Origin of the sequence: Acetobacter musti (assembly GCF_011516835.1) — a bacterium.
Taxonomy (GTDB): domain Bacteria; phylum Pseudomonadota; class Alphaproteobacteria; order Acetobacterales; family Acetobacteraceae; genus Acetobacter; species Acetobacter musti.
On the sequence record NZ_WOTB01000011.1, the window covers coordinates 38499 to 60187 of the forward strand.

Genomic DNA, 21689 nt, shown 5'->3' on the forward strand with positions numbered 1-21689 from the left:
CCTGTAACCCGAACCCACGGACCGGTACCGCCACGGGAACTGCAGGCTGAAGACCCATGAGAGAGGCAGGACGCGGCGCATCGGAACGGAACGGGTCTGAGCGGCTGTTTGAAGGCGAACCGGTCGGTCCGGGTTTCGCAATCGGTCCCGCGTTCATCACGGGGGAAACCCCGGTGCCCGAACCCGAAATCCGTCAGAGCACCCGGACACCGGACCAGGAGCGTGACCGGTTCAACGATGCTGTCGGGCGGTCAATCTCGCAGCTGACAAAACTTCGCGGCAGACTGGCCCTTCTCCCCGAGGAAAGTCAGCTCGAGATCAGTCCCCTGCTGGACGTCTATCAGCGGATGCTCGGTCCCTCGCGGCTGCAGCGAGGCGTCATGGCCCGGATCGATGACGGGCTGACCGCGGAAGCCGCCGTGCATGATGAGACAGAAGCACTGGCTCTGGCCATGCTTGCCCCGCATGACGGCAAAAAACCTGTCGGAGAAGATGCCGCCGCCGCGGAGCGGCGCGCCGGCGAATTCCGTGAAGTCGGCCGCCGCCTGATCCACAATCTGACCAGAACTCCGTTTCTGGCTCTCAGACACCTTCCGGACGGCGCCGTTCTGGTCGCGGAAACACTCCGCCCCTCGGACGCCGCACTGATCGATCCGTCCCGTGTCGCTGCCGTCGTGCTGGAAGGGGGGGGCACCACCGGGCATACAGCCATCATGCTCCGCGCACTGGGCATCCCGTCAGTCCTGGCAGTCCACGGTCTCCTGGACGGGCTGGCCGACGGAATGGCACTGGTGGTAGACGGCGACACCGGACAGGTCATTCGCGACCCCGACGCCAGAACCGTCAGACAGGCGCGCCGGCATGTCGCAGCCTATGCCCGGGAGCGACAGGAGCTTGGCCGCCTGAGACGGCTGTCCTCGCGCATGGCCAGCGGAGAAAAAATCCAGCTTCAGGCAAATCTCGAACTTCCGGGGGAACTGCCACTCATCGCCCAGTCCGGCGCCGCCGGAATAGGACTTCTGCGCACCGAATTTCTGTTTATCAATGCCGAAACCCTTCCTGACGAGGCCACCCAGTACGAAGTTTATTCCGGCGTTGTCTCCGCCATGGGATCCGACCCCACAACGATCAGAGTGCTCGACTGGGGTGGCGAAAAACAGAGTGATGCCCTCGCACAGGTCGGTTTTTCAGGCGACGGTGAGGATGAAAACCCGGCTCTGGGCCTGCGCGGCATCCGCCTGCTTCTGCGCCATCCCGCCCTGCTGGAAGCACAGTTCGCCGCGATCCTGAGGGCCGCGGCGAAGGGATCGGTGCAGATTCTGCTGCCCATGGTCACGCTGGCCGGAGAAATCGTCGTCGCGCGTGAAATCTACGAGCGCGTGGCGCGCCGTCTTAAAAGAAAAGGGATCGAAATCGGCGACCCGCTGCCCCCGCTCGGCGCAATGATCGAAACGCCGGCCGCCGCCCTGATGGCCGGGACCCTGGCCCGTCATGTCGATTTTCTCGCAATCGGCACCAACGACCTAACCATGTACACGCTCGCCGCCGACAGAGCTTCCGCGGAAGTGGCATCGCTCTACGATCCGCTGCATCCGGCAGTCCTGACAATGATTTCAGGTGTGGTCACGGCGGCCCTTCACGAGAGAAAACCGGTTTCCCTGTGCGGTGAAATCGCGGGCGATCCACGCATTACGCCGCTGCTGATCGGTCTCGGCCTCAGGTCCCTGTCGATGACAGCCTCGGCCGTGCCGCGCGTGAAACAGGTCGTTCGCTCCTCCCGTTACGAGGACTGTCACCGCCTTGCCCGGCGCGTTCTGGCGGAAACGGAAAAAGAAGATATCAGACGACTGCTTGAGGAATTCCGCGAGAATTAAAGACCCTTTCATAAGTCTTCTCGTGAAATTTCCTGTAAATTATAAAGAAGTTTTTGGTGAAGCTTTTTTCAAAAAGCTTCAGAAGACGCCGCCTTTTTGAAAAAAGGCGGCACCCAGAAACTTTTATTGTTTTTTATGATTTGCAGAAGATTTTGCAGACAGGAGACAAAGCAGGGCTCTGCCCTCACGCCACTTCAGCCCGACCGCCACCCCGGCGACCGTTCCGCAAGCCACCGCCGCAACGCCAGCACGCCCGAGAGATCCGGCGTCAGGCTCCGGAAGAGCGTCGCCACATCCGGGCCAGTGACCACGCGGGTGCCATACTGCCTTGCCAGAGCCGTGACCTCCGGACGAACCGCCGCAAGCTGAGCCGCGTGCCGCCAGCGGGCCGTCTGAGCGGGCGGCGTCAGCATCGGCAGGACGAGCGCGGCATCAATCCCCGCCGCCATCGCCGCGCCATAACAGGCCTGATACAGCGGGTGCTGCGGCGCATGTCCCCGCAACGCCGTGAACCGGCTGGTAAAATCGGGAACCGTACTGTCCGTCTGCTGCCCCAGCGCAAAGAGCGCCTCAAAACCCTCCCGCGCCAGATCCTGCAGCATCGCAGGCCGCGCCGCGTCCGGAGGCAGCTGCACGACATCGACCTCGCCTTTGCGGAGCGCGTCGAGCGCCGCTGCAGACGATGCGATACCGCTGACCGGAACCGGCCGCATCGACAGGATCGTCATGGCGAGAAGGGTCGGCAGCTCAGGGCCGTCCGGCGTCGAGACCGCGACCCGAACCGGATGATCACCGATCAGCATCCGCAGGGAACGCCGGAAATCGACCCGCCCGACAACGACAGGGGAGCCGATACTCAGAAAAACCGGAAGCCAGCGCTGATAATCGAAATGTACCCGTGAACTTCCGGTAAGCGCCGCCACGATCGCCGTGCCCGGAACCAGAAGCGTGGTGCCGTTCTCGCCCGCGTTCTGAGATTCGAACTTGTTGGCGCCGGTGACACCATCGCGCCCCGCAGTGGGCTGCAGCGTGATGGCGCCGTCAGTCGGCAGCGTCTCGGAAAAAGCCGGAGCCAGCACGGGCGCCCAGAGGGCCGGACCGCTGGTTCCGGCCACGATCATCGTGGGCGCCACAACTGTCGGAGCGGGCCGGATATCGGCAATCGTCTGCAGATCGGCCAGACGGTCCGCCTGGGCGGCGCGGGCTACTCCCGCTGTCAGGGCGGTGGCCCCCGTTATCAGGGAGAGGGAGGCGCGAAGCACCGAACGCCGCGTCGCCGGAGGAAGCGGGCGGGTCACGGAGGATGCGCTCTGGATGTCCGGGCCGGGCGCGACGGCATTGCTGCTCCGATTCTGTTCGACTGATGTCCGGCCTGAACGGGCCGGATGCTGGTACCGTGAAATCGCTGAATTCTCCTAATATCCGATCAAGGCCGGATCATGGCCATTTCACCTCAGGCGGAAGACTCATGAGAATCGCCTCCGTGTGACCTCCGGTTTTCAGGCCGAATAACGTGCCCCGGTCATGAAGCAGATTGAACTCCACATACCGGCCCCGGCGAATAAGCTGTGCTTCCCGTTCTTCCGCTGTCCAGGGCTCCATCATGCGGGACCGGATGATCTCCGGATAGACATCGAGAAAGGCAAGCCCCACGTCCCGGGTAAAGGCGAAATCCATGCCCGGATGACCACTGCTCAGATGATCGTAGAAAATCCCGCCAAGCCCGCGCGGCTCCATCCGGTGAGGAAGATAGAAATACTTATCGCACCAGGCCTTAAAGCGGGGATAATATTCCGGACTGTGCCTGGCGCATGAACGCTCGAAAGACGCATGAAATTTCGCCGCGTCGTCCTGTGCCGCCCCGCTCTCCGGAAACATCGGCGTGATGTCGCCGCCCCCGCCGAACCAGCCCCGCGTGGTCACGATCATCCGCGTGTTGAAATGCGCGGCCGGCACCAGAGGACTGCTCATATGCGCCACGAGGCTGATCCCGGTGGCGAAAAAGCGCGGATCTTCGGAAGCGCCCGGAATATTTTTCCGGAATTCAGGGCTGAATTCACCCTCGACGGTCGAGACGTTCACGCCAACCTTCTCAAAAACCCGCCCGCGCATCAGACTCATCACGCCGCCGCCTTCGGTGTGGGCGCCCTCATCCGGCACGCGCTGCCATGGCGTGCGTTCGAAACGTCCGGCCTTCTCCCGGCCCGGCAAAGTCTGGGAACGACGCGCCGTTCCCTCGTCCTCAATAGCCTCAAAAACCCCACATATCCGGTCGCGAAGTGTCTCGAACCACTCCCGCGCCTGCGGTCTGAGGGCTTCGTAATCCTGCCTCGTGGCCCCGGAGTCAGCGGATTCGGCGGCATATGACTGCCCGCTCCCCGTGTTTTCCGTTTCCGCCATGGCCGGTTTCCTCCTGCTCTCGTCTCACCCGCTCCGGTCGCCGCCATGCGCCCGGCCCGTCTGTCCGCACCCCTGTCGTCCGCGTCCCTGCTGCCAGATGACAGGCTGCCCAGGGTCATCCGCCCATGACCATCGCCAGTGTGGCTGACTGCCCGTGCCAGACGGCGTCCGGTGCGTAAGGGCGACAAGGGGTGCGCTATCCCGTAAATCATTGCAAGAGCAACGTTGCCGCCGCTAAAGACACGGCGACCGGATCGAAACCGGAACAGGCAGACCGGTCGCAGAGGCGACCGGAGAACGGGGAGCAGCAATGGCGGGTTCGCCTTCCAGACACGAAACAGGGCCTGGTGTAACCGGCGAAGACATCCCGCAGAGCAGCAGAACCACCGGATTCACCGGCTGGCTCGATGCGCGCCTGCCGGTCATCAGCGCCTTCCGCAACGAGTATGTCAGCTTCCCGATGCCGCGTTCCCTGAACGCGCTCTGGACCGTCGGCGCCATGCTGACGGTCGTGCTCGTCCTGATGCTGCTTTCCGGCCTGGCGCTGGCCATGAACTATACCCCTACCGCCGCCGGCGCTTTCGCCTCCGTCGAGGCCATAGAGCGCCGCCTGCCCGCCGGCTGGCTGCTCCGGTCCATGCACATGACCGGCGCCAGCCTCTTTCTCGCCGCGCTCTACGTTCACCTCTTTCGTGGCCTCTATTACGGCTCCTACAAAGCTCCGCGCGAAGTGCTCTGGCTCGTCGGCGTCGCCCTGCTGGCCATGGTCATGGTCACCGCCTTCGCCGGCTACGTCCTTCCCTGGGGCCAGATGTCCTACTGGGGCGCGGATGTCGCAGGCAAAGCCATCGGCGCCGTTCCCGGCGTCGGACCGTTCATGGAGCGCCTCTTCCTCGGCGGCGACCAGCCCGGCGACACCACGCTTCATCACCTGTTCGTGCTGCACTTCACCCTGGCGTTCGGCGTCCTCGGCGTCGTCGGCATCCACGTCGCCGCCCTCCACGTCGCCGGCCCGGGAAACCCGACCGGCGTTCCGGCGAAAGTCCCCGAACAGACCCTGCCGTTCCACCCGTATTTCACCGTCAAGGACGGCCTCGGCCTTGTCGTGTTCGCCATCCTCTTCGCCGGCGTGATGTTCTTCCTGCCCGGCCTCATCACCGAGCCCGAGAACTACCGCCCCGCCAACCCGCTGCACACGCCCGCCGATATCGAGCCGGAATGGTATTTCCTGCCCTTCTACGGCATCCTCCAGTCGATCCCCTCCAAATTCGGCGGCCTCCTCGCCTCCGTCGGCGCCATCCTCGTGCTGTTCATAACCCCGTGGCTCGACACCTCACCCATCCGCTCCGCCCGCAACCGCCCGGTCTATCGCGCCGGAATGGTCGCGCTGGTGATCGCCTTCATCCTCCTCGGCTTCGCCGGTAAACATCACGTCGAAGGCGTCTGGCTCTATGTCGGGCAGATCGCCACACTTTATTACTACCTGCATTTTCTCGTGCTGATGCCGCTCGTCTCCCGCCGCGAGAAAGCCGCCCTGGCCCACGCCTCCGCTCTCCGGACAGGAGAAGAAGCGTGAAAATCAGCCTGTTCCGCTCCGCCGCCGCGCTCTGTCTCGCAGCCGGTCTTCTCTCCGCGACCGGATCGTCCGAAGCCGCCGCGCCCGCCGCCGCAGGCCGTCTCGACCACGATCCGGTGCCGCATCAGCACTGGAGCTTCGACGGACCGCTCGGCAATTTCGACCTCGCCAGCGTCCAGCGCGGCTATACGGTCTATGCCGAAATCTGCTCTGCCTGCCACGGCATGCAGCATGTCCATTTCGGCGACCTGACCGGCATGGGCCTTACCGCCGCCCAGGTCCAAACCATCGCCGCCAGCCACAAAATCCCGGACGGCATCGGCTCCGACGGCAAACCCGCTCTGCGCGCCGCCACAGCGGACGACGCCTTCCCGACGCCGCCCGTCGCTCAGGGCCTGATCCCCGGCGCCGTCATCCCGCCGGACCAGTCGCGTCTCGCTGAGGTCTATCCCGGCGGTCCCGACCGTATTTACGCCCTGCTGACCGGTTACGGACCGCCCCCTGCCGGCGTGACGCCGGCGCCCGGCCTGTTCTACAACCGCTTCGCCCAGGGCCGCGCCATCGCCATGCCGCCACCTCTGAGCGACGACGCCGTCGATTATCCGGACGGCACAAAAGCAACGACGGAGCAGGAAGCCCGCGACGTCACGACCTTCCTCGCCTGGGCCGCGCAGCCGCATCTCGCCGACCGTCACCGCACCGGCGTCCGCGTCATGATCTATCTGGTGTTCCTCGGCGTTCTTCTCTTTGTCCTGAAACGGAGACTCTGGTCCAATGTCCACTAAAGCCGCCCACGAGGTTCACCCGGTCATCGGCATTATCGGCGGCTCGGGCCTCTACGACATCGCCGGCCTCGAAAACAAGGACTGGCGCACCGTGGTCACACCATGGGGCGCCCCGTCCGACAAGCTGCTGTTCGGCACGCTGGACGGCGTTCGCTGTGTCTTCCTGCCCCGGCACGGTCGCGGCCATCCGCTGCCGCCGTCCCGGCTGAATTACCGCGCCAATATCGCCGCGATGAAGATCGCCGGCGTGACGGACATCATCTCGCTCTCCGCCGTCGGCTCCCTGCGCGAAAACCTGCCGCCCGGTCATTTCGTCATCGTCGATCAGTTCATCGACCGCAGCTTCGCCCGTGAGAAAAGCTTCTTCGACACGGGCTGCGTCGCCCATGTCTCCGTCGCCGATCCCGTCTGTCCCCGCATCGGAGACGTTGCCGAGGCGAAGCTGAAAGAACTCGGCATCGCCCACACCCGCGGCGGCACCTATCTGGTGATGGAAGGTCCGCAATTCTCCACCCGCGCCGAAAGCGAACTCTACCGGAGCTGGGGCTGCGCCGTCATCGGCATGACCAACATGCCCGAAGCCAAACTCGCCCGCGAAGCCGAGCTCTGCTACGCCACCGTCGCCATGGTCACCGATTACGACTGCTGGCACGAAGGCCATGACAGCGTCACCGTGGACGCCGTCGTCAAGGTCATGCACGCCAACGCCGACCGTGCCCGCTCCCTCGTCAAAGCCATGATTCCCGAGCTCGGCAAAACACGCGGCCTGTGCCCCGCCGGCTGCGACCGGGCGCTCGAACATGCCCTGATCACCGCTCCGGCAAAACGCGATCCCGCACTGCTCAGCCAGCTCGAAGTCATCGCCGGGCGCGTGTTATCGGTCTGAAGGTTTCCGGGGCTCTGCCCCAGACCCCGCAAGGGACGCAGTCCCTTTGATCCGGGTCTGTTAAACAAAATGGTGTCCAGAGGTCCGCGACCTCTGGCGGGTTTCAGGGCAGAGCCCTGAGAAAACGCAGGGACACCTATCCTCTCCACGTAACAACGCACCGTTCCGCACGTGGAGAGAGAATGACAACACCCCATCGCAAACTCGGCAAAAAGCCTGCCCGCCTCGACCCGAGAACATACAAACTCACCGCCCCCATGGCCTTCCGTCTGCCGGAGCCCCCGCCTGCCGCCAACTGGGCGAAGGACGTGCAGTGGCCGATGTGGTGCAACGATACGCTCGGATGCTGCACCCAGGTCTCCGTCGCTTCCGCCATCCGGACCTGGACCGGCGCCGCTCTGACCCCGGTCGAACTCAGCGACCAGGAGGTCATCGACAATTACAGCGCCGAATCCGGTTACGTCCCCGGCAATCCCGCCACCGATCAGGGCGGCGTCGAAGTCGATGTCCTCTCCCGCTGGTGCCGCGCCGGCTACGAACGCCCCGGCCAGACCCGCGATTACCTGACCGCCTTCGGGTATATCAGCCCACGCGACACAGCCTCCGTTCACCGGGCCATCGCCATGCTCGGCGGCCTGTATATCGGCCTCTCGCTGCCGAATTATGCCTGCGAAGGGAATGATGACTGGGTCATTGACCCGCAGGCCGACAACACCATCGCCGGCGGCCACGCCGTCTGGCTGCACGGCTACGATTCCGACTGGCTCTACCTCAACACCTGGGGCGCGCCGAGACGGATGTCTTACGAGTTCCTCGCCACATTCTGCGACGAAGCCTACGGTCTTATTTCACGCCAGAACTGGACAACGATTCAGGGGGCATCGCCCGAACATGAAACGCTCGACAGCCTTGTGGAGGAACTGAAGGCAACCGCCGGCTGAACGGACAGAAAGACCGGCACAGGTCGCCGGCCTCTGCCGGACCCCCGACATTGAGAACGGCCACTGAAACGGGGCACCGATCCCGGATCGTTCTCAGACCGGGCCGGGCGTTACAAACGCCGGATCAGCCCTCTTCACCCTGCGCAATGGCTCTCAGCCGCGCGGGTGACGGTACGCTGATCGTATGGCCGGCATTCATCGTCACCAGACCATCCCGCCGCAGCCCGCTCAGCGTGCGGCTGACAGTCTCAACCGTAAGACCCAGAAAATCCGCGATATCGGCGCGGGTCATCGGAAAGCTGATTCGCGCGTCGGCGGGAATCACATCGCCATGATGATTTTCAAGCTGGCCATACAGAAAACTGGAGACACGCTCCCGCGCCGTCTTGCGGCCCAGTAACAGCATCTGGTCCTGAGCCGCCACAAGCTCATTGGCAGCCTCCGACAGAAGCCGCCGCTCCATGCGGGGAAATTCTTCCGTCAGGCTGTCAAGCTTAGGGCGGGAAAAGCGGCACAGCTTGACCTGATCAATCGCTTCGGCCCCGAATGCGTAGCGGTCGGAAACCGCAAGCCCGAGGAAATGACCGATACTGACAAATCCCGTAATCTGACGCCGCCCGTCAGGCAGAGATTTGAAAAGCTTCACCGTTCCGCCGGTGATGTTGAAGAAATCCGTCGCGCGCGACCCTTCCTCAATAAAAATATGGCCAGGCGGAACCGTTATGCGGACCGCAGCCCGCGCCAGACGCTCAAGCTCGTCATCGCGCAGCGCGCTGCAGATTCCGTTGGCGCGGACCTCGCATACCGAGCAGTTGGTGCAGCCCTCCATCCCCGCAATGACAAGGCGCCTCGGGCGGACCGGCATGTTTTCAGCAGTCAGGGAAGGCGGCATCGTGTTTTCCTTCTCCGCGCCATGTGAGGGAACGAACCATCAGTCTTTAGCGCGAACGGCCGCAGATCACATCCCCTGTGTGCGGATAACAGCGTTGACCTAAGTCATTGCGGATTCCGAAGCATCCCGGCACCCGGTTCACAATATCCGGTGAAACCCGATGGATCCGCAGGAGTGCAGGACGCAGTGAACGGAGACGAGGACGATGTTTCTATACGGGTCGCCCCGATGTTCCCGGCAGACATTCCGCTTGTTTTCCCGCTGCTGCAGCTTCATGACCCATGCCTGACCCAGCGCGTCTGGCAGCGCAGGGGAATGCGGCTCGCACAGGCCGGTGAACTGAAGAAAAAAGGCGTTATTCTCGCGCGTTACGCGGAATGGCCCGGCCCGTGCGCCGCCGCTTTTTATCAGGTGGAAGCTGAAAACACCCGGCGAAAACGCCTGCTCAGCGTCGAAATGGTCACCGCGGCCATGCTCGGAACCGCATGGCCCGCCATGCGCGAACTCGCCCGCGCCAGCACCCGGATCGCCACACGGTTCGGATGCGAAGAAACCCGTCTGCAGATCACGACGGACAACCCGGCGCTGATTTCCAGATTTCGGACCGAAGGTTTCGCCGACGGTGTGATTCTGTTGCATAAAAATCTCACTTCTCCGGAACTTTCGAAGAATTGATTCAGATCAAGGCCGCCCCGGACCAGACATGGTTTCCACCGCCCAACGTTCAGTTTTCGAAAGACGAGTGACAAGATGATCAGGAAGTCCCGTTCCCTGCTGGCCGCAGCCCTTCTCGCGGGCAGCGCTCTCTGCGGTGCTGCAAAGGCACAGACCGCCAGCCCTGTCGCTCCGGCGCCCGCAGCCTCCGCCTATGTCAATGCCCCCGTCGCGGCCCCGGTTTCGGCTCCGGTCACACATAGCGGTCACTGCGGCCTTTTCGAAACCTGCTCGAGCACAAAGATCGGTCTCGGCAAGGGTGACTTTCTGATCCGTCTGTCGGCTCTCGGCGTGCTTCCGGAAGACCGCGACAGCAAGATCTGGCTGAACGGCGCAGCCATCCCGGGCCGCGTTAAAACCACCCGTCAGGTCATGCCGGAACTGACATTCGAGTATTTCTTCACCGACAATCTCTCGATCGACCTCATCGCCGCCAGCACCCGGCATGAAGTCGCCGCCGAAGGCACGCCGCTCGGCAAGATCGACGTCGGCAGCGCATGGGTTCTGCCGCCGACCGTCACCTTCGCCTGGCATTTCCGTCCGCATAAGCGCTTCAACCCGTATGTCGGCGTCGGCGGAACCCTCGCCTGGTTCCATAACGTCTCCCCCGCCGGCGGCGTCGTTCAGAAGCTGAATGTCGGCGTCACGGGCGGTCCGTCCTTCAACGCCGGTTTCGATTACCAGCTCGTCGGCAACTGGTTCTTCAACTTCGACGTCAAGCAGATGTTCATGCGGATGCACGCCTGGGCCAACGATCGTGGGTCGGGAGCCTTCATCAAGGCGCATGATTCTCTCGATCCGACCGTCGTCGGCGCCGGTATCGAATACCGCTTCTGATCATGAACGCGGCCCTGCCGGCGCTCCTTGCGCGGTACGACGGCAATCTGCCGCGTTACACAAGTTATCCGACCGCCACCCGTTTTTCGGATGCGGTCGGCCCGAAGCAGGCGGCTGACTGGCTGGAAGCTCTCCCGGCCGGTGAGGCGCTTTCGCTTTATCTGCACGTCCCCTTCTGTGACGAACTTTGCAGCTTCTGTGGCTGCAACACCACCGTCATGCGTCAGGAAAGCGCCCGCGCCGCCTATGCCGGCCTTCTCCGCGAGAACCTGCGCCGCGCCGCCCGCCTCATTCCGCGTACTGCCTCAGGCAGCCCGCCGCTCACCCATATCCAGTTCGGCGGCGGCACCCCGACCACCCTCCCGGAAGCCGCTTTCCATGAAATCCTCGCCAGCATCCGCGATCTCTTCACCATCCGTCCGGACGCCGAACTGAGCATCGAACTCGACCCCCGCCATTTCAGCCCGGCAATGGCCACCATGCTCGCCACGCTCGGTTTCACCCGCGGCAGCCTCGGCGTTCAGGATCTCAACCCCGCCGTTCAGCACGCCTGCGGCCGCATCCAGAGCGCCGGTCAGACCCGCGACTGCGTCGAATCCCTCCGCGCCGCCGGTATCGCCGGCATCAATATCGATCTCATCTATGGCCTGCCTCTCCAGACCACGGAAAGCGTCCGCGACACCGCCCGTCAGGTCGCGGACCTCCGCCCCGACCGCCTTGCCGTGTTCGGCTATGCCCATGTTCCCTGGAAGGCGAAACGCCAGCAGCTCATGCCTGAGGCCGACCTCCCCGGCGCCCCGGAACGCATCGCCCAGCGTCAGATGATCGATCTGGTTCTGTGCGATGCGGGTTACATTCCCGTCGGCCTCGACCATTACGCCCTCCCCGAAGACAGCATGGCCCGCGCCCAGGCGAACGGTACCCTGCACCGCAATTTCCAGGGCTACACCACAGACACCGCACGCTGGCTCATCGGTGTCGGCGCCTCCGCCATCTCATCGCTTCCGGGCGGTTTCACCCAGAACATCGTCAGCCCCGCCGCATACGCCCGCGCCCTGTCCGACTCACCGGACCTTCCCGTTGCGCGGGGCGTCGCCTGCACCGAAGACGACCGCAAACGCGCCGCTCTCATCGAACAGATCATGTGCGGCCACACCATCGACCTGACCGGCCCCGACGATTACACGCCCGAACGGGAAAGACTCAGACAGTTCGCCGCCGACGGCCTCGTCGAACTTACCCGAACCACTCTGCGTGTTACCGAAACCGGCCGCCCGTTCCTCCGCAACGTCGCCGCCGTCTTCGACCGCTACCTGCCCGCGACCGGCGCCGGACCAGGCCAGCATTCCCGGGCGATCTGACGCGCTTCTCAGTGCGGCCCGGCATTTCACAATCAGTTTTTGATAAAAAAGAAAGTTTTTGGGTGCCGCCTTTTTTCAAAAAGGCGGTGTCTTCTGAATCTTTTTGAAAAAAGCTTCACCAAAAACTTCTTTCGACGGATCTGTTCTGTCCGCCCGGAAAGATGACACAGCAGGAGAAAACCCGCTCCGTCTGCCGGGATGCAGGAAAAGCGAAAATACAGTCGGGAAACGCTGTGGCAGGCTCAGGCCTTCCTGCGTTCCGGAGCAGTGCGGCCGCAGCATCCGGCGCAAACGGACCGCATCGTTGTCTGTTCCTGGAACGTGCATCACACTTGGCAGCCAGCCAGAGATATTGCACGGTAGATCAATGAAAAATTCAGGTCCCCGAAAGGATATCCCGGGCAGCTGGACAGTGCGTTCATCGAAGTATGTCCTGAAAGACCGGTGGATTTCGGTGCGGGCGGATGACTGTCTGACGCCGGACGGGACGGAGATCGCGCCGTTTTATGTGCTGGAGTATCCGGACTGGGTTCAGGTCGTGGCGCTGGACGGGGAGGATCATGTCATTCTTGTCGGGCAGTACCGGCACGGTCTGGGCGGGATGTCGCTGGAGCTCCCGGCGGGCGTCATGGAGCCCGGGGATGACGGTCCGCTGAGCGCCGGGGCGCGGGAGTTGCGGGAGGAGACGGGTTATGGCGGGGCGGAGTGGCGCTGTGTCGGCAGGCTTTCGCCCAATCCCTCGACGCATAATAATTTCTGTCATGTTGTTCTGGCTCAGGGTGTCAGCTTTCTGGGAGAGCCGGTCGATGATCCGACGGAGCGCATTCGTGTCGTCCGGGTGCCTGTTGCCGAAGCGGTGCAGCTGGCGATGAGCGGTGGGATCGTGCAGGCGATGCATGTCGCCTCGCTGCTGATGGCGCTGAATGCGGCGGGGAAGGGGGTGTTTTAGGCCTCAGGGCTCTGCCCTGCACCCGGAAGGGGTCGAGGACCCCTTCACCCCTTTAGTGTTTTAACAGACCGGGATCAAAGGGACTGCGTCCCTTTGTGGGGTGCGGGGCAAAGCCCCGTATAAAGTTACGCTTTCCTGTCACCGATCTGAAAATCAAGCTGATAGGATGACTGATTTTCCGTGCGTGTTTGCCGGACAATATGAATAGCGGGGTCCTGCGGAAGCAGGCAGTTGACCAGCCATACGGTCTGTGGGCCGGAGACTTTGTTTGTATAGCTGAGACGATACGATCCGTTGCTGAGTGTGGTTTGGGTGACGAACTGAAGGTCGATCGTGCCGTTGCCGGCGCGCATGGCGGCTTCGGAGGGGAAAGCGCCGGCTTCCGGTTGCAGGGACAGCGCTTTTCCGTTCAGGGACAACGAAAGTCCCTGCGCGACCGTGGCGGCGTAGGTCTGCTGTTCTTCCGGTGACAGAACTCCGTCGCCGTTGCGGTCGATGGTCCGGATGACCTGATCCGCGACATTGACGCCGGGTGTGAGGCGCAGATGCAGGGTGAGACCGTCCTGCGTCAGAGCGATGGTCGTTGCCTGGAGATACTGGTTCAGACGGTGCGCGGCCGCCGGGGAGGCGGCGGCCGTCAGGGCGAGGACGGCACACAGGGTCCGGATTTTTGCTGATATCATATCAGGGCATCGTGAAACGGTTGCCGTAGCTGTTTGTCGGATCACGATAGACGGTGTGGACGTGCATGGTCGGATCGTCGCCCACGCCCTGCGGGGAAAATTCGATCAGCAGATGCGGGCCCTGGATGCGGTAATAGGAGGAGCCGTTGCGGTCGGGCTCGTGGGTGAGGGGGCCGCTCCAGGCGAACCATGTCTCGTCAAGATCGTCGCGGATTTCCTTCAGGCGGGGGGCGGCGTAGGCGTCGGAGATGATCCCGGCCCATTCGCCGATGATGCCCATCAGCAGGTCTTTCTGCGCGGCCGTCAGGGAAGAGCCTTTTATGCCTTCGGGAACGATCACTTCGCCGTCATGGCCGGGGCCGGAAACCAGATCCTCGACCTTATACGACAGGATGGCCTGTTTTTTCTGCGTGGCATTGAGGGAGTCCAAAAGGGCGAAGGCCTTGTCGTTTTCGCCTGCGAGCACGCGCACCGTTTTGCCGCCGGTCTGATAGACCGCGGGCTGGGCGCCGGTCAGGGTCGGGGTCATGACGCCGTGCGCGCCGTCGATGACCAGGTTGAGGCCGAGATGATGGCCGCCGAACTGGACCATCCACGGGGCTGTCGCGGAGGGTTCACCGAAGAGTGCGATGGTGTAGACGGCCTTGCCGGACGCGAAGGGCGTGCCGCTGTCGGCCAGGGCCTGATCCGAGCCCATGATGTCGAGGACTTTCTGACAGCCCTTCGCGCTGAGCAGCGTTTGCAGGAGGTGCATGGCCGCCTCACGCTGCGTGGCTGTCAGATGGCCCATCTGCAGGCCGGGGCGCGGTACGTCGCTGACCGGGAAGTTCGACCAGACGGATGTGCCGTAACGCTCGCCGATGAAGCCGCCGGGAGGCCCCATGCCGGGTCCGCGCATGGTCGGGGCCGCGGCCTGTGCGTCCGTGACCGGCAGGGAGGGGCCGTCGGGCGTGGTGCGGCGGAAGCGGGCCAGGGTGCCGTGTTTCGCGGCGACGAAGGGGAACTGCACCGTGGCGCGGCTCTGTGCGTCGAACGTGGCGAGGAAGGCTTTTGCGGCGGTCACGGCGGACTGTGTCTGGCTGACTGACATGCTTTCTCCCGTGGATGTGGAGGCTGTTTCCGCCTGCGCCGGACGGCTCTTGCCGATAACGGGCATTGTGACGAGAAGTAACGCGCCCGCGACGAAAAAAGTCTTTTGCATCAGAACTTTGCTTTCTCTCCGGTCTCCCGGGATTCTCTGCGTCTGGCAGCCCGGCGCCCGAACCCTGCCCTGCTGTGAGGGTATGATCAAGGGCTTTACCCGGGCCCGGATTCTGGGCTCTGAATAGGCTGAATGTCGTGCCGGAGCATGACACTGTGTCCCTTCAGACCGTCAGAAAACGGGAGATCTGTCATGCCCCGACTTCAGCACCGTTCCCGCCCGGCAGCCGGCCGGAATGCTCTTTTCTGCGCGCTTGCCGCCGGAACGATGCTTGTCACTGCCGCGCCGGTTCTGAAGCCGGTCAGCGCCCGTGCGGCGACCTGCGCTGATCTGGCGCATCAGGCTCTGCCGGACGCGACGTTCACCACGGTGGAGACGGTGGAGACGGTGGCTGCCGGTGCCTGGCGGTCGCCGCAGACGCATCTGTCCCGGATCATGACGTCGCCGGGGATGAATCTGGCCGGTCTGCCGGCGCAGCCTGCGAACCCGACCTTTTGCCGGGTGGCGGTGACGCTGCATCCGTCATCGGACTCGCTGATCCGGACGGAGATCTGGCTTCCGTTGCAGGGATGGAACGGAAAGCTGCTGGGTGTCGGCAATTTCGGCTGGGCCGGTTCGCTGATGTATGACGGCATGGCGACGGGGGTCGGACAGGGCTACGCCGTGGCCAGCACTGATACCGGGCATGATGATTCCACGCCGGAAGGGCAGGGCGGGCGTTTTACGCTCGGCCATCCGGAAAAGCTGATCGACTATGCCTGGCGCGCCGATCATCTGATGACGGTGACGGCGAAGTCTCTGATCCGTGCTTTTTATGGCAGGGCGGCGTCGCATGCGTACTGGATCGGCTGTTCGCTTGGCGGCCTGGAGGGGCTGATCGAGGCGAAGCGTTATCCTGAGGATTATGACGGCATTGTTTCCGGCGCGCCGCCCAATCCGATCGTCAGCTTCAACGCCGAGCAGCTCTGGGCCGGGTGGATGAGCTATCACAATCCGGCGCTGCGGGTAGCGCGGGCGAAGTTTCAGCTTCTCAACAGGGCGGTGATGCAGGCCTGCGCCTCGCCGGTCGGGAAAAAGCAGGGTTTTCTCGATGAGCCTGACAAATGCACCTTCGAGCCGCGTCAGCTTCTCTGCAAAGGGGCGGACAGCGCGGATTGTCTGACGGCTTCCGAGGTTCAGGCGGCGGAACAGATTTATCGCGGGCCGGTCAATCCGCGCACAGGGAAGGTGATTTTCCCCGGACCGGCGAAGGGGAGCGAGGACGGTTTCTCAGCCGATGGCAAAGCGTTTCCTGTGGCGCTGGATCTTTTTAAATACGCGGCTTTTCAGAATCCGGACTGGGACTGGACGACACTGAACTGGGATACGGACATTGCGGAGGCGACGCGCAAAGTCGGGCCGCTGCTGCATGTGGATGACGATCTCAGTCCGTTCTTCCGGCATGGTGGCCGGCTGCTGATGTATATTGGCTGGAATGACGGGCATAATCCTGAGCAGCTTGCCGGCTATTATCAGGCGCTCGTCAGACATGCTGATGCTGACAACAAAAATTCCATGCGTCTGATCACCATTCCGGGGATGGGGCATTGTTACGGCGGGGCCGGGTGCGACACGTTCAGCAAGCTTGGCGCGATCGATGACTGGGTGACGGCGAACCGGGCGCCTGACACGCTGGTTGCGTCCCGTGTGGTGGACGGGAAAGTCGTTCGCACCCGTCCGCTCTGCGCCTGGCCGGCGGTGGCGCGCTATGACGGGCACGGGGATATGGAGAAGGCGGAGAGTTTCCGCTGCGTTACGGCAAGCCCCTCAGCCGGCCCGTGAAACCTCTTCTGAATTACAAAGAAGTTTTTGGTGAAGCTTTTTTCAAAAAGCTTCAGAAGACGCCGCCTTTTTGAAAAAAGGCGGCACCCAGAAACTTTTATTGCTTTTTATCAAAGGTTTACCGTGAAACGCTTCTTTGCAGGCGGATTCTCACCGGCATCACATGCCATCATGAAGATGGAGAGGCTGCCGATAGCGGGAAGTGCAACTGACGTCATCACCGTGTATACGCAGCCCTGCATGCTGGCCCGCCGGACGGGCCTGAACAAGAGGTATCAACACTGATGAACAGGTCCGCCCGCTCCGCCTCCGGCACAATCCCGACCGTACGGCGTATGCAGGATCAGCCTGGAGCCACTCATGCTGAAAAAATACGCGAACAGCTTGAGCGTGAAGTCGCGTCCGGACATCTGCTGCCCGGCACGAGACTGGATGAGAGCGAAATCGCCGAACGGTTCGGCGTTTCCCGAACCCCGGTCCGGGAGGCCTTCCGCCTGCTCGCCGCCAACGAAATGGTGGAGCTTAAAGGGCGGATGGGAGCCACTGTCCGCAAACCCAGCGCTCAGACCGTCATCGAGATGTTTCAGGTCATGGCTGAACTGGAAGGCCTGTGCGCCCGCCTCGCGGCGCGGCGGATAACGCCTGAGCTGAGAAGCAGAATAGAACAGATTCACACGGCGCTGACCGACGCATCCCGTGAATCGGATGTCGACGTCTTTTACGACATCAATCAGGCGTTTCATGAGGCGATTTACGAAGCCGCCGGGAGCCATTATCTGGCGGAGCAGACACGCCGGCTCCGAAACAGGACCGCGGCCTATCGCCGCCGGGTCACGTTTCAGCCCAACCGGTTTGCAAGCACGATCGATGAGCACAGACGTGTCATGGAAGCGATCTTCTCGCATAACGAGGAAGAGGCGCATTCCACAATGCGCGATCACGTCAATCTGCTCAGCGACGACATGCGGGATTTTATTGCGTCTTTTCAATAAAAACTATGTATGCATTATTATGCATTGCGTATGCTGAATATGACGTGAGGACGGGAAAATGAAAATCCAGGGTGACGGGGTCGGTCTGTACGTCGAAGAGGACGGAAAAGGGACTCCGATCCTGTTCATCCATGAATTCGGAGGCACCTGGTCCAGCTGGGAACCCCAGATGCGATATTTCGCCCGGCGTTATCGCTGCATTACGTACGCAGCGCGGGGATATCCGCCTTCAGACGTCCCTGAGACGCCGGACGCCTACTCACAGGACCTCGCCGTGTCCGATGCGATCGCGGTTCTTAACGGACTCGGCATTGAAAAAGCGCATATTGTCGGGCTTTCCATGGGCGGCTTCACGGCGCTTCATCTGGGCCTGCGACACGCTGACCGATGCCTCTCCCTGACCATCGCCGGCGCCGGTTACGGCTGCGAGCCGGGCCGTGAAGAGTTTTTTCGCAATGTCTCTCTCACGGTAGCGGATAATTTTGAAAAGCTCGGCGCAAAGGATTTCGCCCGGATCTATGGCAGCGGGGCGAGCCGCGTGCAGTTCCAGAATAAAGATCCGCGCGGCTGGGCGGAGTTCGTCGCGCGGCTGGCAACGCACTCCACAACAGGCGCCGCGCTCACAATGCGCGGTGTTCAGGCACGCCGCCCTTCATTTTACGAGCTTGAGGCGGAACTGAAAGAAATGAAAGTTCCCTCGCTGATCATGAACGGCGATGAAGACGATCACTGCCTCCAGCCAGGATTTTATCTCAAGCGTATCCTTCCCGCCGCCGGCCTGGCCGTGCTGCCGAAAACCGGACATACCCTCAATCTCGAAGAACCTCAGCTGTTCAACACGATTCTCGGCGAATTTCTGGCACAGGTCGATGCCGGATGCTGGGGCGTGCGTGACCCCAGAGCTCGTCCCGATCAGGTCATGAAGACGCTCGATACGGATCAGATATGATCATTTCCGCGCCGCGCCTCTGGTCCACCCTCATGGACCTCGCCGAGCTGGGAAAGTTCTGCGAAGGCGGCGTCAATCGGCAGGCGCTGTCCGAAGAGGAAATTCAGGCCTGGCGTCAGATCATTACCTGGGCGGAAGAAGCAGGTCTGGAAGTATCCACGGACCCGATGGGAAATCTGTTTATTGCGTTGCCGGGCGTACAGCGCGGCCTTCCGCCTTTGCTGATCGGCAGTCATACCGACAGTCAGCCGACAGGCGGACGTTTTGACGGAGCGCTTGGTGTCCTGGCCGGGCTTGAGGTCCTGCGCACCATGGTCGATGACAATATCAGACCGGAACGCGATATCATCGTCGTCAGCTGGATGAATGAGGAAGGATCGCGTTTCGCTCCGGGTATGAGCGGCTCGGAGGCATTCGCCGGCGTTCGCGCGCCGGACGATGTTCTCGCCTGCAGAGACAGATCCGGAACGGGAACGCTGGGTGACGCTCTGGTTTATTTTCTGTCTCACTTTCAGAATCTTCCCCGACGCCCTCTGGGTTTCAGTCCTTTTGCCTATCTTGAACTTCACATCGAACAGGGACCGGAACTCGAACGGTGCGGAATCGATATCGGCGTTGTGACAGGGATACAGGGGAAGAAGACATTCCGTGTCGTAATCGAAGGAGAGGCCGGTCACGCGGGCACGGTCCCGATGGGATCGCGCCGCGACAGCGTCCATGCTTTTGCCGATCTCGCCGCCGAATTGTTCCGGACAATGAAAAGTATCGATGACAGCGTGCGTTTTACAATCGGACAGGTCACCGTAACGCCTGATGCGCCTTCTGTCATACCGTCCGGTGTGCAGTTCAGTATCGATCTGCGTCACCCCGACTCAGAAATTCTCGATCACTGCGGGCGCGAAACAGAGCGGATCGTGGCGGATCAGCGCGGGCCGTGCCGGTTTGTCCTGACGCCCCTGGTTGACGCGGCTCCTAACAGATTCAGCGAAGAACTGCAGAATCGTATCATGGACGCCGCCCGGCGCTGCGGCTTTTCCAGTATGCCCGTTCTTTCCACTGCGGGGCATGATGCCAGAAATATCGTAAAACTCTGTCCGGGAGCGATGATCTTCGTACCTTCAAGGCATGGCGTAAGCCACGCCCCTGAAGAATGGACCTCAGCTGAACAGGTCGCGGCAGGAGCCGAAGTTCTGGCAATGGTGGCACGGGAGATCGCTGAAGCATAATCATTCAGGGAAAGATGTGACGCCGTCGCTGTCCCGGATGAATCATCAGAGATGCCAATGCAGGACAAGTTCTGACTGAAATCGGGTGCCGATCAGGAATCTCACCGTCAGGGCGAGAATCTTTTCGGTCATGTGGCTTCACTTCATGGCAGATGGCAGTGAACCGTCAGGCGTAGTCTTGTCAGCCCGCACCTGAACGCAACACTCGCAAACAACCCTTGCTCAGGACAGATCAGGTTCGGTTCGTTGCCTCGTAAGGCAGCAGGCGCGCACTGTTATCGTCACTGACGTTATCCGACCCGCGCTATCCTTCGGAAGTTATGAAGGCTGTAATGAAACAGAAGAGGATTCTGTATAGCCTGCCGACGAATAGTAAAAATCTGTTTTAAAACCCTTAAATGCACAAAAATTCTTATAATAAACTGATAATATTATGTGTTTTGAGTCCTGTTACGCACTTGCATCACCCGGATTCGAAGAACCCACCACGATAAATCTTTGATGAGATTAATAAAAGTTTTTGGGTGCCGCCTTTTTTCAAAAAGGCGGCGTCTCCTGAAGCTTTTAAAAAAGCTTCACCAAAAATTTTTTTATAATTAAACGGAACCTTCACAGACAGGCATTTGAAACAGTCTCTGAAAAGCCAGGAACAATTAAACGATATCTCCAGTCAGACGCATCGCTTCCAGGCCGGTTTACACGTGACACGGCCCACACCCTGCACGCAGCGGCCTGTGCGGATGCAAAAAACTTGATCCGGCATCAGAACAGTGTGTATACACGAATTACGGTTTTGTATTCAGAATTCCCGCCCGCAATATCTGATGCCAGGAGATCTGCATGAACGACGAGGAATGGCAGGCCCGCACCGACCTGGCCGCCTGTTATCGTCTCGTGGCCAGCATGGGGCTGGATGATCTCATCTATAATCATATTTCAATGCGCGTCCCGGGAACGGACAATCAGTTTCTCATAAACCCCTACGGTATGCTCTTCGATGAAATTACTGCCTCTTGTCTGGTAAAAATCGATATCGACGGCAATAAGCTTGATGAATCTCCATATGAGGTGAATGCGGCAGGGTTCGTCATACACGGCGCCGTGCACGCCGCCAGACCGGACGCGCATTGCGTCCTGCATGTCCATTCGACGGCTTCAGTCGCCGTATCGAGTCAGAAATCAGGACTCCTGCCCCTCAGCCAGTTCGCAATGTGGTTCTGGAAACGTCAGGGTTTTCACGATTACGAAGGTGTGGCGCTGGACCTGGATGAACGCTGCCGCCTCGTACGAGATCTGGGCAGTCACCCGGTGCTCCTGATGCGCAATCATGGCCTTCTGACGGTGGGACAAAATCCTGCCGCGGCCTTCATGATGCTCTATTACTTTGAAAGAGCGGCATCCATTCAGCTTGCCCTGCAGGCCACTGCCGCAGGTGGCCCCGATGCGATGCCGTGCATGCCGCCTGCGGAGGTCTGTGACAGGGCGGCGGAACAGTTCTGGGGTCACGCGGGAGATATTCTCAGCCCCGGCGTCCGGGAGTGGAACGGTCTGCTGCGGCGCCTGGAGCGGGCAGGTCAGAGTCCGGATTACCGCTCGTAGTCA

General features: G+C 61.7%; 20 protein-coding genes. 15 read left to right on the forward strand and 5 right to left on the reverse strand.

What is annotated here, in order from left to right; translation table 11 throughout:
• Window positions 1–56: 56 nt before the first annotated feature.
• A complete protein-coding gene (gene ptsP / locus GOB93_RS09790) occupies window positions 57–1874 on the forward strand; it encodes a phosphoenolpyruvate--protein phosphotransferase (protein WP_173583327.1) in 1818 nt (605 codons plus the stop codon).
• Window positions 1875–2068: 194 nt separating this feature from the next.
• Here the strand turns inward: ptsP and GOB93_RS09795 are convergent, their stop codons facing one another.
• The gene (locus tag GOB93_RS09795; RefSeq protein ID WP_173583328.1) at window positions 2069–3172 is read right to left on the reverse strand and encodes a hypothetical protein; all 1104 of its coding nucleotides are present in this window, start codon (window positions 3170–3172) and stop codon (window positions 2069–2071) included.
• Window positions 3173–3311: 139 nt separating this feature from the next.
• Window positions 3312–4274 carry an oxygen-dependent coproporphyrinogen oxidase gene (gene hemF / locus GOB93_RS09800; RefSeq protein ID WP_173583329.1) on the reverse strand — a complete coding sequence of 321 codons (963 nt, stop codon included), beginning with the start codon at window positions 4272–4274 and terminating at the stop codon, window positions 3312–3314.
• A gap of 310 nt (window positions 4275–4584) precedes the next feature.
• Here hemF and GOB93_RS09805 point away from each other — a divergent pair, with 310 nt between their 5' ends.
• The 4 genes from GOB93_RS09805 (at window position 4585) to GOB93_RS09820 (ending at window position 8462) form a co-directional block, all read left to right on the forward strand.
• The gene (locus GOB93_RS09805) at window positions 4585–5850 is read left to right on the forward strand and encodes a cytochrome b (RefSeq protein ID WP_173583330.1); all 1266 of its coding nucleotides are present in this window, start codon (window positions 4585–4587) and stop codon (window positions 5848–5850) included.
• A complete protein-coding gene (locus tag GOB93_RS09810) occupies window positions 5847–6635 on the forward strand; it encodes a cytochrome c1 (protein WP_173583331.1) in 789 nt (262 codons plus the stop codon). Before GOB93_RS09805 ends, GOB93_RS09810 begins: the two co-directional genes overlap by 4 nt.
• Window positions 6625–7521 (forward strand): S-methyl-5'-thioadenosine phosphorylase, encoded by an 897-nt coding sequence (locus GOB93_RS09815; protein WP_173583332.1) that lies wholly within the window; start codon window positions 6625–6627, stop codon window positions 7519–7521. Before GOB93_RS09810 ends, GOB93_RS09815 begins: the two co-directional genes overlap by 11 nt.
• A gap of 182 nt (window positions 7522–7703) precedes the next feature.
• Window positions 7704–8462: a C1 family peptidase gene (locus GOB93_RS09820; protein WP_173583333.1), complete on the forward strand. Its 759-nt coding sequence runs from the start codon at window positions 7704–7706 to the stop codon at window positions 8460–8462.
• 124 nt (window positions 8463–8586) lie between these two features.
• On the opposite strand, the gene GOB93_RS09825 is transcribed toward GOB93_RS09820, so the two are convergent.
• On the reverse strand, window positions 8587–9354 hold the full coding sequence (locus GOB93_RS09825) for a Crp/Fnr family transcriptional regulator (protein WP_242010681.1): 768 nt from the start codon (window positions 9352–9354) through the stop codon (window positions 8587–8589).
• Between the two features lie 186 nt (window positions 9355–9540).
• Here GOB93_RS09825 and GOB93_RS09830 point away from each other — a divergent pair, with 186 nt between their 5' ends.
• From GOB93_RS09830 to GOB93_RS09845, 4 genes are all read left to right on the forward strand, one after another.
• Window positions 9541–10029: a hypothetical protein gene (locus GOB93_RS09830; RefSeq protein ID WP_173583334.1), complete on the forward strand. Its 489-nt coding sequence runs from the start codon at window positions 9541–9543 to the stop codon at window positions 10027–10029.
• A 78-nt stretch (window positions 10030–10107) separates the two neighbouring features.
• Window positions 10108–10905, forward strand: a complete 798-nt coding sequence (locus GOB93_RS09835) for an OmpW/AlkL family protein (RefSeq protein WP_408742385.1) — start codon at window positions 10108–10110, stop codon at window positions 10903–10905.
• Between the two features lie 2 nt (window positions 10906–10907).
• Window positions 10908–12266 (forward strand): oxygen-independent coproporphyrinogen III oxidase, encoded by a 1359-nt coding sequence (gene hemN / locus GOB93_RS09840; RefSeq protein ID WP_173583336.1) that lies wholly within the window; start codon window positions 10908–10910, stop codon window positions 12264–12266.
• Window positions 12267–12678: 412 nt separating this feature from the next.
• Entirely contained in the window at window positions 12679–13215 is a 537-nt protein-coding gene (locus GOB93_RS09845; protein WP_198912686.1) for an NUDIX domain-containing protein, read from the forward strand.
• 125 nt (window positions 13216–13340) lie between these two features.
• Here GOB93_RS09845 and GOB93_RS09850 read toward each other — a convergent pair whose 3' ends face one another.
• Both GOB93_RS09850 and GOB93_RS09855 read right to left on the reverse strand, forming a co-directional pair.
• A complete protein-coding gene (locus GOB93_RS09850; RefSeq protein ID WP_173583338.1) occupies window positions 13341–13898 on the reverse strand; it encodes a hypothetical protein in 558 nt (185 codons plus the stop codon).
• 1 nt (window position 13899) lies between these two features.
• Window positions 13900–14988, reverse strand: coding sequence for a DUF3500 domain-containing protein (locus GOB93_RS09855; protein WP_408742386.1), 1089 nt, complete (start codon window positions 14986–14988; stop codon window positions 13900–13902).
• Window positions 14989–15291: 303 nt separating this feature from the next.
• Here GOB93_RS09855 and GOB93_RS09860 point away from each other — a divergent pair, with 303 nt between their 5' ends.
• The 6 genes from GOB93_RS09860 to GOB93_RS09885 all read left to right on the forward strand — a co-directional run bounded on the left by GOB93_RS09860 (window position 15292) and on the right by GOB93_RS09885 (window position 21686).
• Window positions 15292–16920 (forward strand): tannase/feruloyl esterase family alpha/beta hydrolase, encoded by a 1629-nt coding sequence (locus GOB93_RS09860; protein ID WP_173583340.1) that lies wholly within the window; start codon window positions 15292–15294, stop codon window positions 16918–16920.
• Between the two features lie 30 nt (window positions 16921–16950).
• Window positions 16951–17205: a hypothetical protein gene (locus GOB93_RS09865; RefSeq protein WP_173583295.1), complete on the forward strand. Its 255-nt coding sequence runs from the start codon at window positions 16951–16953 to the stop codon at window positions 17203–17205.
• Entirely contained in the window at window positions 17205–17912 is a 708-nt protein-coding gene (locus GOB93_RS09870; protein WP_173583341.1) for a GntR family transcriptional regulator, read from the forward strand. The genes GOB93_RS09865 and GOB93_RS09870 overlap by 1 nt, the downstream gene beginning before the upstream one ends.
• Window positions 17913–17970: 58 nt before the next feature.
• The gene (locus GOB93_RS09875) at window positions 17971–18861 is read left to right on the forward strand and encodes an alpha/beta fold hydrolase (protein WP_173583342.1); all 891 of its coding nucleotides are present in this window, start codon (window positions 17971–17973) and stop codon (window positions 18859–18861) included.
• On the forward strand, window positions 18858–20087 hold the full coding sequence (locus GOB93_RS09880) for a M20 family metallo-hydrolase (protein ID WP_173583343.1): 1230 nt from the start codon (window positions 18858–18860) through the stop codon (window positions 20085–20087). The genes GOB93_RS09875 and GOB93_RS09880 overlap by 4 nt, the downstream gene beginning before the upstream one ends.
• A gap of 840 nt (window positions 20088–20927) precedes the next feature.
• The gene (locus GOB93_RS09885) at window positions 20928–21686 is read left to right on the forward strand and encodes a class II aldolase/adducin family protein (protein WP_173583344.1); all 759 of its coding nucleotides are present in this window, start codon (window positions 20928–20930) and stop codon (window positions 21684–21686) included.
• Window positions 21687–21689 lie beyond the last annotated feature (3 nt).

Excerpts from the sequence above, each read along its gene's own strand:
- hemN (WP_173583336.1), top strand. The coding sequence starts at position 10,908 with ATGAACGCGGCCCTGCCGGCGCTCCTTGCGCGGTACGACGGCAATCTG.
- GOB93_RS09820 (WP_173583333.1), top strand. The coding sequence starts at position 7,704 with ATGACAACACCCCATCGCAAACTCGGCAAAAAGCCTGCCCGCCTCGAC.
- GOB93_RS09805 (WP_173583330.1), top strand. The coding sequence starts at position 4,585 with ATGGCGGGTTCGCCTTCCAGACACGAAACAGGGCCTGGTGTAACCGGC.
- GOB93_RS09885 (WP_173583344.1), top strand. The coding sequence starts at position 20,928 with ATGAACGACGAGGAATGGCAGGCCCGCACCGACCTGGCCGCCTGTTAT.
- GOB93_RS09870 (WP_173583341.1), top strand. The coding sequence starts at position 17,205 with ATGAACAGGTCCGCCCGCTCCGCCTCCGGCACAATCCCGACCGTACGG.
- GOB93_RS09825 (WP_242010681.1), bottom strand. The coding sequence starts at position 9,354 with ATGCCGCCTTCCCTGACTGCTGAAAACATGCCGGTCCGCCCGAGGCGC.
- GOB93_RS09860 (WP_173583340.1), top strand. The coding sequence starts at position 15,292 with ATGCCCCGACTTCAGCACCGTTCCCGCCCGGCAGCCGGCCGGAATGCT.
- GOB93_RS09880 (WP_173583343.1), top strand. The coding sequence starts at position 18,858 with ATGATCATTTCCGCGCCGCGCCTCTGGTCCACCCTCATGGACCTCGCC.
- GOB93_RS09815 (WP_173583332.1), top strand. The coding sequence starts at position 6,625 with ATGTCCACTAAAGCCGCCCACGAGGTTCACCCGGTCATCGGCATTATC.
- hemF (WP_173583329.1), bottom strand. The coding sequence starts at position 4,274 with ATGGCGGAAACGGAAAACACGGGGAGCGGGCAGTCATATGCCGCCGAA.
- GOB93_RS09875 (WP_173583342.1), top strand. The coding sequence starts at position 17,971 with ATGAAAATCCAGGGTGACGGGGTCGGTCTGTACGTCGAAGAGGACGGA.
- GOB93_RS09855 (WP_408742386.1), bottom strand. The coding sequence starts at position 14,988 with ATGTCAGTCAGCCAGACACAGTCCGCCGTGACCGCCGCAAAAGCCTTC.
- ptsP (WP_173583327.1), top strand. The coding sequence starts at position 57 with ATGAGAGAGGCAGGACGCGGCGCATCGGAACGGAACGGGTCTGAGCGG.
- GOB93_RS09850 (WP_173583338.1), bottom strand. The coding sequence starts at position 13,898 with ATGATATCAGCAAAAATCCGGACCCTGTGTGCCGTCCTCGCCCTGACG.